This window comes from Streptomyces sp. NPDC048496 (assembly GCF_043200055.1).
GTDB lineage: Bacteria > Actinomycetota > Actinomycetes > Streptomycetales > Streptomycetaceae > Streptomyces.
In genome coordinates, this window is the sequence record NZ_JBICXB010000004.1 from 94,675 (window position 1) to 109,196 (window position 14,522).

Consider the following 14,522-nt stretch of genomic DNA (forward strand, 5'->3'; position numbering starts at 1 on the left):
GACGACGATGACCGAGGCGCAGGAATCCGAGTACGGCGGGCAGTCCGTGCCGCAGACCCGCACGGCACGCCACCGCCGGATCGTGGACATTCTGAACCGGCTGCCGGTGCGCTCACAGAGCCAGCTGGCCAAGCTCCTCGCCGACGACGGGCTGAGCGTCACCCAGGCGACGCTCTCCCGGGATCTGGACGAGCTGGGCGCGGTGAAGATCCGTAACACTGGCGGCGAGCTGATCTACGCGGTGCCGAGCGAGGGAGGTTTCCGTACCCCGCAGGCGCCGCTCGGCGAGTCCGCCAAGGAGGAGCGGATGCGGCGCCTCTCCGCCGAACTGCTCATTTCGGCGGAGGCCTCGGCCAACCTCGTGGTGCTGCGTACGCCTCCGGGCGCGGCCCAGTTCCTGGCCTCGGCCATCGACCAGGCCGAACTGCAGGACATCCTCGGCACGATCGCGGGCGACGACACGTTGATGCTGATCAGCCGTGACCCGGCGGGCGGTCAGGCACTCGCCGACCATCTGCTGCGGCTGGCGCAGAACGGCCGCTGAGCCCGCGCGGGCCTTACGGCCTCCCCCACGACAGGGAGTGGAGCAGCGAGCGGCGTCATGCGACTCCGCGCGACCGAACCGGTCGGCCCCCGGGCCTGCTCCGTACGGACCCATGCCCGACGGCTCATCCCGCGGCGGGCATGCCCGGCAGCGGGAGCGGCAGCCCGGGAAGGCCGTCGATGCTGGTCGCGACGTGCTCCTTCTTCTCGAAGTACTCGCTGAGCGAGGCGAAGTACTCGCTGAGCGAGGCGTCGTCCTCGCGGGCGAAGCGCTGGGCGTGGAGCGGCCGGTCCTCGTCGTAGGACATGAAAGGCACGGCGAATCCGCAGGTGTCCCGGATCAGCTCGGCCGTCACCACGATGATCGCGCGCAGCCCGTGCGGTGTGGGGTCGACGCCGGGGAAGTGGGCGAGCAGGCCGGTGAACCGCGGGTCGTCGCGGAAGACGGGCTCGCCGCGGCCGTGCACCCGCACGATGTTCGGCGGTCCCTGGAAGGCACACCACATGAGGGTGATGCGGCCGTTCTCGCGGAGATGCGCCACGGTCTCCGCATTGCTCCCGGCGAAGTCCAGATAGGCCACGGTCCGCTCGTCGACGACCGCGAAGGAGCCGCTGACGCCCTTGGGGGAGAGGTTGACCGTGCCGTTCCCGTCGAGGGGCGCGGTCGCCGTGAAGAAGATGTGCTGCTCTTCGATGAAGGCCTTGAGCCGTCCGTCGATGCGTTCGTACGTCTTTCCCATGAGGTGATTATCGGCGCCAATGCGGTGCCCGGCAGGGGCATTTCAGCCGGTGGGACGCCGCTGGCGGACTGCCGCGCGGAGGTGGACTCGCAACAGCCGCTCCGCCGCCACACGCAGGGCACGCGGTCGGTCCGCCCCGGTCCTGACGAGCAGCCACTCGTGCGGTATCCGGCCGGCGTCCGGCAGCAGAGCCTGCGTCACCGCCCGGACGACGGCGGGTGACGGGTCGTCGAGGAGGGGCAGCAGCTGCTCGTACCGCACCGCGTCGAGCGCGCGCAGGCCGGTGACGGCGTGGACGCGGACTGCGGGCACAGGGTGCGTCACCAGCGACCACAGCGCCGGGGCGTCCTCCCTGGTGCCGCACTCGCCGAGCCCGGCGGGGGCCGCAGGGCGGGCGGCCGGGTCGGCGCACATCGACCGGTAGAGGGGGAGCGGATCGATGCCGCCCTGCCGCAGTACATAGCGGGCACAGGCCCGTACGACCCCGGACCGGTCGGCGAGGAACACCGCCGCCTCGCCCTGCCGCCCGGCCCGCCGCAGCCCGGTGACACCGGCGGACCGCACCTGGGGGGACCGCGCCGACAGCAGAGGGCCCAGCACCTCGTCGTACGCCCCGTCCCGCATCCCCGCGATCGCGGCCTCCGCACACAGTGTCTGGATGCGCACATCGTCCGAGGCGGCGGCTGCGGTGCGGGCCGGTGCTGCCGGGGCGAGGAGACCGCGATCGCCGGAGCGGTATGCCCCGGGCCAGCCGTTCAGCGGCCTCGTAGTCGCTGCTCATCACGTGCCCCCACCAGGTATGCGGAGGCCGATCGTAGAGGGCCGCACGGTGTCCGGGCCCGGCATTTACGGTCCGGGATCGAACGTTCGGGTGAGCCGTTCACCAGTAGCTTTGACAAATCATACGGAGGGCTGCATAGTTATGCCCATCATGGATTGCGCCGTAAGGAGAAACCCGTGACCGAGCGCGTCGCGCTCGCCTACTCGGGCGACACGTTCGACCAGTCCGAGGCACAGGGCTTCATCGAGATCTTCGGCCTCTCGTCGAAGATCGCCGCGAAGCGTGACCTGGCCTGACGCCGACCCGTTTACGTCACCGCCTCCCCGTTCCTCCACGGCGGGGAGGCGGTCGCACATCCACCCCCTGGCATTTCCGAGGAGCACGCAGTGAGCAACGGCACCGGCAACAGCGACGTACGCCTCTGGGGCGGCCGTTTCGCCGACGGCCCGGCCGAGGCGCTGGCCAAACTGTCCGCCTCCGTCCACTTCGACTGGCGGCTCGCGCCGTACGACATCGCCGGCTCCCGCGCCCACGCGCGTGTCCTCAACAAGGCGGGCCTGCTCACCGCGGACGAACTGGCCCGCATGATCGCCGGTCTCGACCAGCTCGAAGCCGATGTCGCCGACGGCTCCTTCACCGGCACCATCGCCGACGAGGACGTCCACACCGCGCTGGAGCGCGGCCTGCTGGAGCGCCTCGGCAAGGACCTCGGCGGCAAGCTGCGCGCCGGCCGGTCCCGCAACGACCAGGTCGCCACGCTTTTCCGGATGTACCTGCGCGATCACGCCCGGATCATCGGCGGTCTGATCGCCGAGCTCCAGGACGCCCTGGTCGGTCTCGCCGAGGCGCATGCGGACGTCGCCATGCCGGGCCGTACGCATCTGCAGCACGCCCAGCCCGTCCTCTTCGCCCACCATGTCCTGGCCCATGTGCAGTCCCTGTCCCGGGACGCCGGGCGGCTGCGGCAGTGGGACGAGCGCACGGCCGTCTCCCCGTACGGCTCCGGCGCACTCGCCGGTTCGTCCCTGGGACTCGACCCGGAGGCGGTCGCCGCCGACCTCGGCTTCGAGCACGGTTCCGTAGCCAACTCCATCGACGGCACGGCCTCTCGCGACTTCGTCGCCGAGTTCGCGTTCATCACGGCGATGATCGGCGTCAACCTCTCCCGGATCGCGGAGGAGGTCATCATCTGGAACACGAAGGAGTTCTCCTTCGTCACCCTGCACGACGCCTTCTCCACCGGCTCGTCGATCATGCCGCAGAAGAAGAACCCGGACATCGCCGAGCTGGCCCGCGGCAAGTCCGGCCGGCTCATCGGCAACCTGACGGGCCTGATGGCCACGTTGAAGGCCCTCCCGCTCGCCTACAACCGCGACCTCCAGGAGGACAAGGAACCGGTCTTCGACTCCTGCGACCAGCTCGAGGTCCTGCTGCCCGCCTTCACCGGCATGATGGCCACGCTCACCGTCAACCGCGAGCGGATGGAGGAGCTCGCACCGGCCGGCTTCTCGCTCGCCACGGACATCGCCGAGTGGCTGGTCAAGCAGGGCGTCCCGTTCCGTGTCGCGCACGAGGTCGCGGGGGAGTGCGTCAAGGAGTGCGAGCAGCAGGGCATCGAACTCGACGAACTCACCGACGCGCAGTTCGCGAAGATCTCCGAGCACCTCACCCCCGAGGTCCGCACGGTCCTCAACGTGCCGGGCGCGCTGGCCTCCCGCAACGGGCGCGGCGGTACGGCCCCGTCGGCCGTCGCCGCGCAGCTCACCGAGGTCAAGGCCGACCTTGCCGTCCAGCACGCATGGGCGACCGCGAAGAGCTGACAGCAGGCCGGGCGCAGGCGATGAGGCGGGGAGCGGTCGTGCGCTCCCCGCCTCGCCGCGTCCGTACGGGCGGGCGACCGAACGGCGACGAGGGGGTCCGGGGTGTGGCCGACCACCACGTCACCGCCGTGACGGTGGGGACGCCGACACCCGCACTTGCCGGGCCGATGACCACCGGTCCGCTCCCGCGGGTGCTCATCCGGCTGAAACTCCCGGACGACATGCAAGCCGACCTGCCGACCGGACCCGACCAGGTCTGCGCAGGTCGGAGGGGCGAGACCCCGGCCGGACCGGCCCGTTCCCGGCCGGCGAGGGCCCGATCGGCCGAATCCCGCGGCTGGACGCGCGTGAATCCGGCTGCGTTACGTTGGCGGGGAGCACCCCATCGACGAGGAGCCCGCCATGCCCTTCGGACGCCTGACCTCGGCCACGACCCCGACCGCCCATATCGGGCTCGGCCTGGCCGCGGTCGGCAGGCCCGGCTACATCAATCTCCACCGCGACCGGGACCTGCCCGATGACCGGAGCGCCGACGCCCTGCGCGAGCGCACCCATGAACTGCTCGACGCCGCCTACGCCCAGGGCGTCCGCTACTTCGACGCCGCCCGCTCCTACGGCCGCTCGGAGGAGTTCCTCGGCGCCTGGCTGGCAGCCCGTCCCGAAGTACGGGATGTCGTCATCGGCAGCAAGTGGGGCTACACCTACACCGCCGACTGGAACATCGACGCCGAGGCGCACGAGGTCAAGGACCACAGCCTCGCCACGTTCGAGCGGCAGCGCGCCGAGACCGAGGCGCTGCTCGGCGACCGGCTCGACCTCTACCAGATCCACTCCGTGACCGCCGACAGCCCGGCCCTCACCGACAAGGAACTCCACGCGCGGCTCGCCGAACTCGCGGCCGACGGAGTCAGCGTCGGACTCTCCACCAGCGGCCCCGCCCAGGCGGACGCCATCCGTGCCGCGCTCACCGTCAGGGTCGACGGCGAACCCCTCTTCCGTACCGTCCAGGCCACCTTCAACGCCCTGGAGACCTCGGCCGGTCCCGCGCTCGCCGAGGCGCACGAGGCCGGGCTGACCGTGATCGTCAAGGAAGCCATGGCCAACGGACGCCTCGCCGGAACGGATGCCCCCGCGATCGTCCAGGAGATCGCGGCCGAGGCGGGCCTCGGAAGCGACGCGGTCGCGCTCGCGCTGGTGCTGCACCAGCCGTGGGCCGGCGTCGTGCTCTCCGGTGCGGCGACGGTCACCCAACTCGCCGGCAACCTGCACGCCCCGCTCGTCGGCCTCGACGAGGAGCGGCGGTCCCAGCTCGACGCGCTGGTCGAGGAGCCCGAGGCGTACTGGCGCCACCGCGCCGCGCTGCCCTGGAGCTGACCGGCGGCGCACCTGCCGATTCCTTGATCACCGGCCGTTCTGTCACATCGGCGCCGTTCCATGTGTCAGTGCTGTGACGGCACGCGACGGAGGAATGGGTCTGTGGACGAGAACGAGTTTCTGGCAGCACGCTTCGAGGGGAACCGGACCCATCTGAAGGCCGTGGCCCACCGGATGCTCGGCTCGGTGAGCGAGGCGGAGGACGCAGTCCAGGAAGCGTGGATCCGGCTCAGCCGCTCCGACGGCCGGCAGATCGACAACCTGGGCGGCCGGCTGACCACGGTCGTCGGCCGGGTCTGCCTGGACATGCTGCGCTCCCGCCGGTCCCGGTGGGAGGAGCCGCTGGAGGCACGGACGCCCGACGGGGCACACCTGCGATCCGATCCTTGGCCCGCAGCCCGGCGGTGACCGGCCCGGCCCCTGTCGGGCGATCCATGCCCGGTCCCGCTCGGTCACCTCGCCGTCGACCCACGCGAACGGCCGTCCGGCCGCGTACTCCACGACGTACTGCGTCTTCCAGAGCGTCCCGTCCGGCGCGCTGCCGTGCACCGCCTGGAATGAGACATACTTGTCTCATGTGGGTTAGTGTTGTCTCATGACTCTTGACCGTGAGCAGGTGCTGCGCAGCGCCGCCGCACTGCTGACCCGTAGATCGACCGCCACCATGGACGAGGTCGCCCGGGCGGCGGGCATCGGGCGCGCCACCCTGCACCGGCACTTCGCCGGCCGGGACACCCTGGTCAGAGCATTGGAGAACCTGGGGATCCAGGAGTTCGAAGCGGCCTTGGACGCCGCCGCGCTCGACGAGGGAACCTCGGAGGAGGCGCTGCGCCGGCTGATCGCGGCCGTTGAACCGTGCGCCGGACTGCTGTCCTTCCTCGTCACGGAGAACCAGCTCTTCGAGGGCGAAGACGTGAACGAGGGCTGGAACCGGACGGACGCACGGGTCTCCGCCTTCTTCCGGCGCGGTCAGGAGCGCGGCGAGTTCAGGATCGACCTGACCCCGGCCTGGCTGACCGAGGCCCTCTACGGACTCGTCTCTACCGGTGCCTGGGCTGTCCAGGTGGGCCGGGTTGCCGGACAGGACTTCCAGTACATGATCGTCGAGTTGCTGCTCGGCGGAGCACGCCGGAGCGTGGAGCAATGACCAGCATCGACCAGCACACGGAGACTTCGGACGAGCTGCGTCGCCCCGGGCGGTGGATCGCGCTGGCCGTCCTCGTCCTCGCCGTGCTGCTGGTGGCCGTCGACGCCACGGTCCTCGGGCTGGCGACACCGTTCCTCACCGAGGATCTCCAGCCGACCGGCACCCAGCTCCTCTGGATCGGCGACGTCTACTCGTTCGTCATCGCCGGACTCCTGGTCTCCATGGGCAGCCTTGGTGACCGCATCGGCCGCAAGAAGCTGCTGCTGAGCGGCGCCACCGCGTTTGGTGCGGTCTCCGTGCTGAACGCGTATGCGAGCAGCCCCGAGATGATGATCCTGGCGCGGGCGCTGCTCGGGGTCGCCGGCGCCACCCTGATGCCGTCCACCCTCGCCCTGATCCGCAACCTCTTCAACGACCCGCGTGAGCGCAGCTTCGCCATCGGCATCTGGGGGGCCATGGCATCGGCGGGCGCGGCCGTGGGCCCCGTCGTCGGAGGATTCCTGCTCCAGCATTTCTGGTGGGGCTCGGTCTTCCTGATCAATCTGCCGGTGATGGTGGTCCTCGTGGTCGTCGGCATCCGCATGATCCCGGAGTCGAAGAACCCGGCGCCCGGCCCCTGGGACCTGGTCAGTGTCGCGCTCTCCCTGATCGGCATGATCGGTGTCGTGTACGCGATCAAGGAGCTGGCCGCGCACGGGGCGAGCTGGGAGGTCGCGGTCTCCGGCATCGGCGGTGCGGGCGCGCTGTACTGGTTCGTCCGCAGGCAGCTGAAGCTCCCCGAGCCGCTGCTGGACATGCGGCTCTTCCACCACCGGGGCTTCTCGGGCGCGGTCCTCGCCGACCTGCTCACCATCCTCGGCCTGTCCGGGCTCGTCTTCTTCCTCTCCCAGTTCCTGCAACTGGTCCAGGGACGCGGACCGCTGGAGGCCGGGCTCGCCGAACTGCCCGCGGCCGTCGGCGCGGTTGCCTGCGGCCTGGTCGCAGGCATGACCGCCCGCCGCTTCTCGGTCCGGTCCGTGGTCTCCGCCGGACTGGCGGCGGTCGGCGTCGCACTCGCCGCCGTCACCTTCGTCCGCCAGGAGACCGGCTATCCGCTGATCGGTCTACTGCTGCTGGTCGTCGGCATCGGTGCGGGCTTCGCCTTCACCGTGACCTCCGACGTGATCCTCTCCAGTGTCCCGAAGGAGCACGCCGGCTCCGCGTCCGCGGTCTCCGAGACGGCGTACGAGCTCGGCGCGGCCCTGGGTATCGCTCTGCTCGGTTCCATCGTCACCGGCGTCTACCAGGACTTCGTCACGCCGAACGGCGTCCCGGCCGAGACCGCCGCGGCCGCCCACCAGTCACTGGGCGGCGCGGTCGAAGCGGCCCACGGCCTGCCGGAGGCGCAGGGAAACGCCCTGGTCTCCGCGGCGCAGGACGCGTTCGTCGACGGGCTGCACATCGCCGCGGGCGTCGGCGCTGTGGTCCTGCTGGCGACGGCCGTCGCCTCCTGGTTCCTGCTGCGCGGCCAGGCGCTGGAGGAAGAGATCGAACACCCTTAGCGGCGTCCTGGATCCCTCTTCCTACGGCCATTCGGGTTGTCCCGACATACGGAAGGGCCCGTACCGCCGAACGCGGTACAGGCCCTTCCGTATGTCCGATCAGGCGGCCTTCGCCTTCGTCGCATACATGTCGACGTACTCCTGGCCCGACAGCCGCATCACCTCGGCCATCACGGAGTCCGTCACCGCCCGCAGGACATAGCGGTCGCGGTCCATGCCTTCGTACCGGGAGAACTCCATCTGCTCGCCGAAGCGGACCGTCACCTTGCCGGGACGGGGCAGACCGGTACCACCGGGCTGCAGCTTGTCCGTGCCGATCATCGCGAACGGCACCACCGGCGCGCCCGTCATCAGCGTCAGCCGGGCGATGCCCGTACGACCGCGGTAGAGGCGGCCGTCGGGGGAGCGGGTGCCCTCCGGGTAGATGGCGAACGCCTTGCCCTCGTCCAGCACCCGACGGCCCGTCATCAGCGCCGCGACACCGCCGCGTCCGCCGTCCCGGTCCACCGGGATCATGCCGCAGCCGGTGAAGAACCAGGCCATCAGCCGGCCCTTGAGGCCCTTGCCCGTCACGTACTCGTCCTTGCCGATGTAGAACACCGGCCGTTCGCAGCAGATCGGCATGATCATCGAGTCGATGAACGTCAGATGGTTGCCCGCGAGGATCACCGGACCGTCGCCGGGAATGTTCTCCACGCCCTCCACCTGGGGGCGGAACATCAGGCGCAAGATCGGTCCGAGCACTGCCTTGATGAGTGCGTGTCGGGACAACGGTTCCTCCGGTGTAGTGGCCGGCCGTCCGAGGCGCGGGATCGTGGCGGTCCATGCAGGTGAGGACGATACTCGCGGGCACTCGCTGATCGCACATCGGGTTCATCGAGTCGACACGCAGTGTTGATGTGTGTTTCCGCCATGTTCGTCCAGGAGCTGCCGTCCCGACGGCGTGGCTGCCTACGATCGGGCCTCGCTCGACGGTGCCACACATCACATGCGAGGGAGCATTCATGACAGAGCGTGCGCAGGCGAACCCCGGTCGCCGGACCGTCCTGGGAGCGGGAGCGGCCGTACTCGGCGCGGTCGCGCTCGGACTTCCCGGCACGGCGGACGCCGCCGAACGGTCCGGTGGCCACGGCGGCGACCACGACAGCCGGCTGGACCTTCCCGTGCCGACCGTCATCGGCCACCGCGGCACGAGCGGCTACCGACCCGAGCACACCCTCGGCTCGTACCAGCTGGCCCTCGACATGGGCGCGCACATCATCGAGCAGGACCTGGTCCCCACCAAGGACGGCCATCTCGTCTGCCGCCACGAGAACGACATCACCGCCACCACCGATGTTTCGGCCCACCCCGAGTTCGCCGGCCGCAGGACCACCAAGAAGGTCGACGGGGTCTCCCTGACCGGCTGGTTCACCGAGGACTTCACCCTCGCCGAGCTGAAGACGCTGCGCGCCAAGGAGCGCATACCGGGCAACCGTCAGAAGAACACCCTCTACGACGGCCGCTGGGAGGTCCCCACCTTCGAAGAGGTGCTCCAGTGGGCCGACCGAGAGGGCCGCAGGCGCGGCAAGCAGATCTGGCTGTACGTCGAGACCAAGCACCCCACCTACTTCCGCGACCTCGGGCTCGGCCTGGAGGAGCCGCTCGCCAAGCTGCTGCGCCGCTACAACCGCCACCGCGCGCAGTCGCCGCTGATCCTCCAGTCCTTCGAACCCAGCAGCATCCAGCGGCTGTCGAAGCTTGCCGCCTCCCCGAGCGTCGTCCTGCTCTCCGGCGCCGGATCGCGGCCCTGGGACTTCGTCGCGACCGGCGACCCGCGCACGGTCGACGACCTCGTGACCCCCGCGGGGCTGAAGTGGATCGCGTCCTTCGCGCAGGGCATCGGCCCCACGCTGGACCTGATCATTCCCAAGGACGCGTCGGGCCGGCTCACCACGCCGACCTCCCTCGTGCAGGACGCGCACGAGGAGGGCCTGATCCTGCACCCGTACACGATGCGCAACGAGAACTCCTTCCTGCCCGCCGACTTCCGTCGTGGCACCGACCCCAACGCGTACGGCGACGCCTTCGGCGCGTTCCGGACGTACTTCGCGACCGGTATCGACGGGATCTTCTCCGACAACCCGGACACCGCTCTGCTCGCCGCCGAGGACTTCACGAAGAACTGACACATCGCCCCGCGTCAGCACCCGGCCGGGCCATGCCCCGGTCGGGTGATGCGCCCCGCGGACGGCAACCGCCCGTCCGCGGGGCGCGTCGCGTGAGGCATGACGCTTCCCGCAGACGCCCCCGCCGCCGTCGTGCGCGCCCTGTACCCCCTCGTCAGCGCCGAGGCGACGGCCGAGGCCGGCTGCGCGGCAGCGGGCGCGGCCGTCGAAGCCGCCGATCTCGAACAGACCGTCTGGCTGCGGCTGCTGGAACTGCTCGCGGACCGGACACCGCCGGCCGACCCGGCCCGCTGGGTCCGCGACACCGTACGGGAGGAGGCACGCCGCGCCCGCCGTACCGCGCGGCGCGAACGTCCGTACACCGATGGGACCGTCCCGGATCCGGCCGACTGCCCCGAGCGGTCCGCGGTCGGCGCCGACGAACGCCGCGCGCTGCACGCCGCGGTGGAGCGGCTGCCCGGACGGTGCGCGAGCCTGCTGGCGGCGATGCTCGCCCCGAGCGATTCCACGTACAAGGAAATCGCAGGGAAGTTGGGTATGTCACAAGGCAGTTTGGGGCCGATCCGTTCCCGATGCCTTGGATGTCTGCGCAGAATGCTCGCGGCGGAGGTTGTCGTTCCTGAACTGCGGGGATAGGAGCAGGGGACAACCGGTGGACCAGGTGAGCGGGAGGCATGCACACATGGGCATGAGTGTGATCATCTCGGCGGCGACCGCGGAGGACGCCGAACAGATACTGAAGCTCCAGTACCTCTGTTTTCAGAGCGAGGCGGAGCTCTACGGGAATTACCGTATCGACCCGCTGGTGCAGTCCCTCGACTCGGTCCGTGACGAAGTGACCGCGAACCTGGTGTTCGTGGCACGGCTCGGTGACGAAGTCGTCGGCTCGGTACGCGGATCCACCGATCCGGACGGCACCGGAGAGATAGGGAAACTCTGTGTGCACCCCCGGCTCCAGGGGCACGGGCTCGGCGCCCGGCTGCTGAACGCCGCGGAGTCCGCACTCGCAGATCAGCGGTCGGCCACCCGGTTCCGGCTGCACACCGGGCACCGCAGCGAGACCAATCTGCGGCTCTACCGGCGAGCGGGTTACGCCCCTGTGGGCAGCGCCACCGGTCAGGACGGTGTCCGGCTGATCCTTCTGGAGAAGGACGTCGCCGAACAGGCCTACGTCGCCAGGGCCTAGCAGGGTTACGCGTTCTTCGCGCGACGCAGCCAGATCATCCCGGTGACCGGCAGGATCACCGGGATGAACAGGTAGTCCCTGCCGAGATACGACCAGACGGTGGCGTCAGCGAAGGCGGACGGCTCGACCAGCGTCCACGTACCGACGATCAGTACGCCCACGAGCTCGGCGGCGCAGCACACCAGCGCCGTCCTGCGCGCCTTCTCGCCGCCGCGCACCAGCGAGTACGTGATGAAGCCGTACACCAGCGCGGCGACGGCCGACAGCACATAGGCGAGCGGCGCCCTGCCGAAGCCCAGGATCATCTGGACGATCGCGCGGGAGGCGGCGGCCACGGTGAACACCCCGTAGAACCAGACCAGTACGCGGCCCGGTCCGGTGCCCAGCTGGAAGCCGGTCTTCTCGCCGGCGGCTCGGCGATCGGTGTCGGTCACGTCAGCTTCCCCAGATGTCGTAGAGCCGTACTTGCAGGACGGCCAGTACGACCGCGCCCGCGGCCACCGTCACCGAACCCCACCGGGTCCGCTCGGTCAGCGACAGGAAACCCGCTGCGGGCACGGCCGCGAAGGCGCCGATCAGATAACAGATGAAGATCGTCATGCCCTGCTCCGGCCGCTCGCCCCGGGCCAGCAGCACGATTCCCACCACCAACTGGGCCAGCGCCAGCAGCGACACCACGGCCATTCCGATGAAGTGCCAGTCCTTGGTCGGCTGGTCCCGGTAGGCGGCGAAACCGCACCAGGCGGCGAGGGCGAGCGCGGCCACGGCGACCGCGACCGTCAGGGCGACAAGCATGAGGCGAGGGTATTACGGACCGGACGGCGTCCCGCGTGCGCCCCCGCGCCCGGGCCGGACGGTGCGGATGCGCGTGCAGATCCGCGCCCGGCCACTGCTTCCGACGGCAGCGGCCAAGGCCGTGGCCTTGGCCACAGCGCACGGCGGGTGCGGGCCGCTCGACGACGGGTCCCCACTGCCCCGTCGCCGTATCGTCGCAGGTCACGGACGGTGTCACCGGGAATGCGGCCGTCCGGCGGGCCGTCCACGGCCTGACCGGAAGTGTCCGCTATTCGGACACCTGGGCTCGGTGGAACCTGACGTCTGTTTTACTTGCGCCATGACCACGACGAGCAGCCGCATCCTTGCGACCGAGGCGATCACCACGCCCGGTGCTCGTTGTATGTGTCGAATGCGCGCCTTCTGAGGGCCCCCGCCTGAGCCTCGCGCCCCGAAGCGAGACCGAGCCCCTGCCGTCCGCACCCAGCGGAACGAGCCTGCCCCCGCATGCGCTGCCCCCGGTCACCCGCGGTCCGCAGCCCTGCCGAGACCCACGGGCCCGAACATCCGAGTCCGAACAGTCTCATCAGACGAACGCCCCGTGCCCGGCGGACACCGCGCCGTGCACTCGACAGTGACGGAAACCCTGTGATCACCACTACGGGCCTCACGAAGGTCTACCAGTCGCGCGGCCGTGAGGTCACCGCTCTGGACGGCGTCGACCTGCACGTCCGCGAGGGCGAGGTGTACGGCGTCATCGGACAGAGCGGCGCCGGCAAATCCTCTCTGATCCGCTGCATCAACCTGCTCGAACGCCCCACCTCCGGCACCGTGACCGTGGCCGGCCAGGACCTCACCGCCCTCGCGGGCCGGGGCCGCCGGGCCGGCAAGGGGCTGCGCGAGGCACGCAGCCGCATCGGCATGGTCTTCCAGCACTTCAACCTGCTGGCCTCGCGCAACGTCCAGGACAACATCGAGCTGCCGCTCGAGATCCTCGGCGTCCAGGGCCGGGAGCGCACCCGCAAGGCCCTCGAACTCCTCGACCTGGTCGGCCTCGCCGACAAGGCGAAGGCGTACCCCGGCCAGCTCTCCGGCGGTCAGAAGCAGCGCGTCGGCATCGCCCGCGCCCTCGCCGGGGATCCCAAGGTGCTGCTCTCCGACGAGGCGACCTCCGCCCTCGACCCCGAGACGACCCGCTCCGTCCTGCAGTTGCTGCGCGACCTCAACCAGCAGCTCGGCCTGACCGTCCTGCTGATCACGCACGAGATGGACGTCGTCAAGACGATCTGCGACTCGGCCGCGCTCATGCAGAAGGGACGCATCGTCGAGTCCGGCACTGTCGGCGAACTGCTCGCCACCCCCGGCTCCGAACTGGCCCACGAGCTGTTCCCGGTCGGGGGTACGGCCTCCGGCCCCGACCGCACGGTCGTCGACGTCACCTTCCACGGCGAGGCGGCGTCCCAGCCGGTGATCTCCCAGCTCTCCCGTACGTACAACATCGACATCTCGATCCTGGGCGCCGCGATGGACACCGTCGGCGGCAACCAGATCGGCCGGATGCGGATCGAGCTGCCCGGCCGCTTCGAGGAGAACGTCGTACCCATCGGCTTCCTGCGCGAGCAGGGCCTGCAGGCCGAGGTCGTGGACACGGCCGCCGCCGACATCCCCGTACAGACTCCCGCCCCGCTCACCCAGACCCCGCTCGCCAAGGAGGTGGCCAAGTGACCTGGTCCGAAATGCAGCCGCTGCTGTCCCAGGGAACCGTCGACACCCTCTACATGGTGCTGTGGTCCGCGCTCGTCACCGTCCTCGTCGGACTGCCCCTCGGCGTGCTGCTGGTCCTCACCGACAAGGGCGGACTGCTCCGGAACACCGTGGTGAACAAGGTCATCGGCGTGATCGTGAACATCGGCCGCTCGCTGCCGTTCATCATCCTTCTGATCGCCCTGATCCCCTTCACCACCTGGGTCGTCGGCACCTTCATCGGCCCGACCGCGATGATCGTGCCGCTCGCCGTCGGCGCCATCCCGTTCTTCGCCCGGCTCGTCGAGACATCGATCCGCGAGGTCGACCACGGGCTCGTCGAGGCCGTCCAGTCGATGGGCGGATCCATCCCGACGATCGTCCGCAAGGTCCTGCTGCCGCAGGCCCTGCCGTCGCTCGTCTCCGGGATCACCACCACCGTCATCGTGCTCATCGGGTACTCCGCGATGGCCGGCGCGGTCGGTGGCGAAGGACTCGGCTCCAAGGCCGTCACCTACGGATTCCAGCGCTTCGACAACCGGTTCATGCTCATCACCGTCGCGCTGCTCATCGTCATCGTGACCGCGATCCAGCTGATCGGCGACATCGCCGTACGCCTGCTGGCCCGCCGGGGCCGCACCGAATCCTGAGACTTTCTCTCCGCTCACAAGCCCGAACTCCTTGTCCGGGCGCACCACCCTCACC

The 14,522-nt window shown here is 70.1% G+C and carries 15 protein-coding genes and 1 pseudogene; 11 read left to right on the forward strand and 5 right to left on the reverse strand.

Translation table 11 applies throughout. The features are described from left to right. The first annotated feature begins 7 nt into the window (after window positions 1–7). Entirely contained in the window at window positions 8–544 is a 537-nt protein-coding gene (locus ACGFSA_RS06460) for an arginine repressor (RefSeq protein ID WP_037698928.1), read from the forward strand. A gap of 124 nt (window positions 545–668) precedes the next feature. On the opposite strand, the gene ACGFSA_RS06465 is transcribed toward ACGFSA_RS06460, so the two are convergent. Beyond that, window positions 669–1,283 (reverse strand): pyridoxamine 5'-phosphate oxidase family protein, encoded by a 615-nt coding sequence (locus tag ACGFSA_RS06465; RefSeq protein ID WP_393300500.1) that lies wholly within the window; start codon window positions 1,281–1,283, stop codon window positions 669–671. 42 nt (window positions 1,284–1,325) lie between these two features. Next, window positions 1,326–1,949 carry a HEAT repeat domain-containing protein gene (locus tag ACGFSA_RS06470; RefSeq protein WP_393300503.1) on the reverse strand — a complete coding sequence of 208 codons (624 nt, stop codon included), beginning with the start codon at window positions 1,947–1,949 and terminating at the stop codon, window positions 1,326–1,328. A gap of 501 nt (window positions 1,950–2,450) precedes the next feature. Here ACGFSA_RS06470 and argH point away from each other — a divergent pair. The 5 genes and pseudogenes from argH (at window position 2,451) to ACGFSA_RS06495 (ending at window position 7,946) form a co-directional block, all read left to right on the forward strand. Beyond that, window positions 2,451–3,884 carry an argininosuccinate lyase gene (gene argH / locus ACGFSA_RS06475; RefSeq protein WP_393300506.1) on the forward strand — a complete coding sequence of 478 codons (1,434 nt, stop codon included), beginning with the start codon at window positions 2,451–2,453 and terminating at the stop codon, window positions 3,882–3,884. Window positions 3,885–4,286: 402 nt separating this feature from the next. Next, window positions 4,287–5,258, forward strand: a complete 972-nt coding sequence (locus ACGFSA_RS06480) for an aldo/keto reductase (protein WP_393300508.1) — start codon at window positions 4,287–4,289, stop codon at window positions 5,256–5,258. A gap of 60 nt (window positions 5,259–5,318) precedes the next feature. Then, window positions 5,319–5,621: pseudogene (locus ACGFSA_RS06485) on the forward strand (sigma factor); the annotation flags it as partial. Between the two features lie 232 nt (window positions 5,622–5,853). Then, complete coding sequence (locus ACGFSA_RS06490) at window positions 5,854–6,405, forward strand: TetR/AcrR family transcriptional regulator (protein ID WP_393300511.1); 552 nt, start codon at window positions 5,854–5,856, stop codon at window positions 6,403–6,405. Then, the gene (locus ACGFSA_RS06495) at window positions 6,402–7,946 is read left to right on the forward strand and encodes an MFS transporter (protein WP_393300514.1); all 1,545 of its coding nucleotides are present in this window, start codon (window positions 6,402–6,404) and stop codon (window positions 7,944–7,946) included. Before ACGFSA_RS06490 ends, ACGFSA_RS06495 begins: the two co-directional genes overlap by 4 nt. Window positions 7,947–8,045: 99 nt before the next feature. On the opposite strand, the gene ACGFSA_RS06500 is transcribed toward ACGFSA_RS06495, so the two are convergent. Then, window positions 8,046–8,717, reverse strand: a complete 672-nt coding sequence (locus ACGFSA_RS06500) for a lysophospholipid acyltransferase family protein (RefSeq protein ID WP_393300517.1) — start codon at window positions 8,715–8,717, stop codon at window positions 8,046–8,048. Window positions 8,718–8,950: 233 nt separating this feature from the next. On the opposite strand from ACGFSA_RS06500, the gene ACGFSA_RS06505 reads away from it, so the two are divergent. The 3 genes from ACGFSA_RS06505 to ACGFSA_RS06515 all read left to right on the forward strand — a co-directional run bounded on the left by ACGFSA_RS06505 (window position 8,951) and on the right by ACGFSA_RS06515 (window position 11,300). Continuing rightward, on the forward strand, window positions 8,951–10,114 hold the full coding sequence (locus ACGFSA_RS06505; RefSeq protein ID WP_393300520.1) for a glycerophosphodiester phosphodiesterase: 1,164 nt from the start codon (window positions 8,951–8,953) through the stop codon (window positions 10,112–10,114). Between the two features lie 99 nt (window positions 10,115–10,213). After that, a complete protein-coding gene (locus ACGFSA_RS06510; protein WP_393300523.1) occupies window positions 10,214–10,750 on the forward strand; it encodes a sigma-70 family RNA polymerase sigma factor in 537 nt (178 codons plus the stop codon). Window positions 10,751–10,796: 46 nt separating this feature from the next. Then, window positions 10,797–11,300, forward strand: coding sequence for a GNAT family N-acetyltransferase (locus ACGFSA_RS06515; protein WP_393300526.1), 504 nt, complete (start codon window positions 10,797–10,799; stop codon window positions 11,298–11,300). 5 nt (window positions 11,301–11,305) lie between these two features. On the opposite strand, the gene ACGFSA_RS06520 is transcribed toward ACGFSA_RS06515, so the two are convergent. Next, window positions 11,306–11,734 carry a hypothetical protein gene (locus ACGFSA_RS06520; protein ID WP_393300529.1) on the reverse strand — a complete coding sequence of 143 codons (429 nt, stop codon included), beginning with the start codon at window positions 11,732–11,734 and terminating at the stop codon, window positions 11,306–11,308. A 1-nt stretch (window position 11,735) separates the two neighbouring features. Then, complete coding sequence (locus tag ACGFSA_RS06525) at window positions 11,736–12,095, reverse strand: hypothetical protein (protein ID WP_393300532.1); 360 nt, start codon at window positions 12,093–12,095, stop codon at window positions 11,736–11,738. Window positions 12,096–12,722: 627 nt separating this feature from the next. Between ACGFSA_RS06525 and ACGFSA_RS06530 the strand changes: the two genes are divergently transcribed. Both ACGFSA_RS06530 and ACGFSA_RS06535 read left to right on the forward strand, forming a co-directional pair. Next, window positions 12,723–13,799 carry a methionine ABC transporter ATP-binding protein gene (locus ACGFSA_RS06530; RefSeq protein ID WP_393300535.1) on the forward strand — a complete coding sequence of 359 codons (1,077 nt, stop codon included), beginning with the start codon at window positions 12,723–12,725 and terminating at the stop codon, window positions 13,797–13,799. Further along, window positions 13,796–14,467 carry a methionine ABC transporter permease gene (locus ACGFSA_RS06535; RefSeq protein ID WP_393300537.1) on the forward strand — a complete coding sequence of 224 codons (672 nt, stop codon included), beginning with the start codon at window positions 13,796–13,798 and terminating at the stop codon, window positions 14,465–14,467. Before ACGFSA_RS06530 ends, ACGFSA_RS06535 begins: the two co-directional genes overlap by 4 nt. Window positions 14,468–14,522 lie beyond the last annotated feature (55 nt).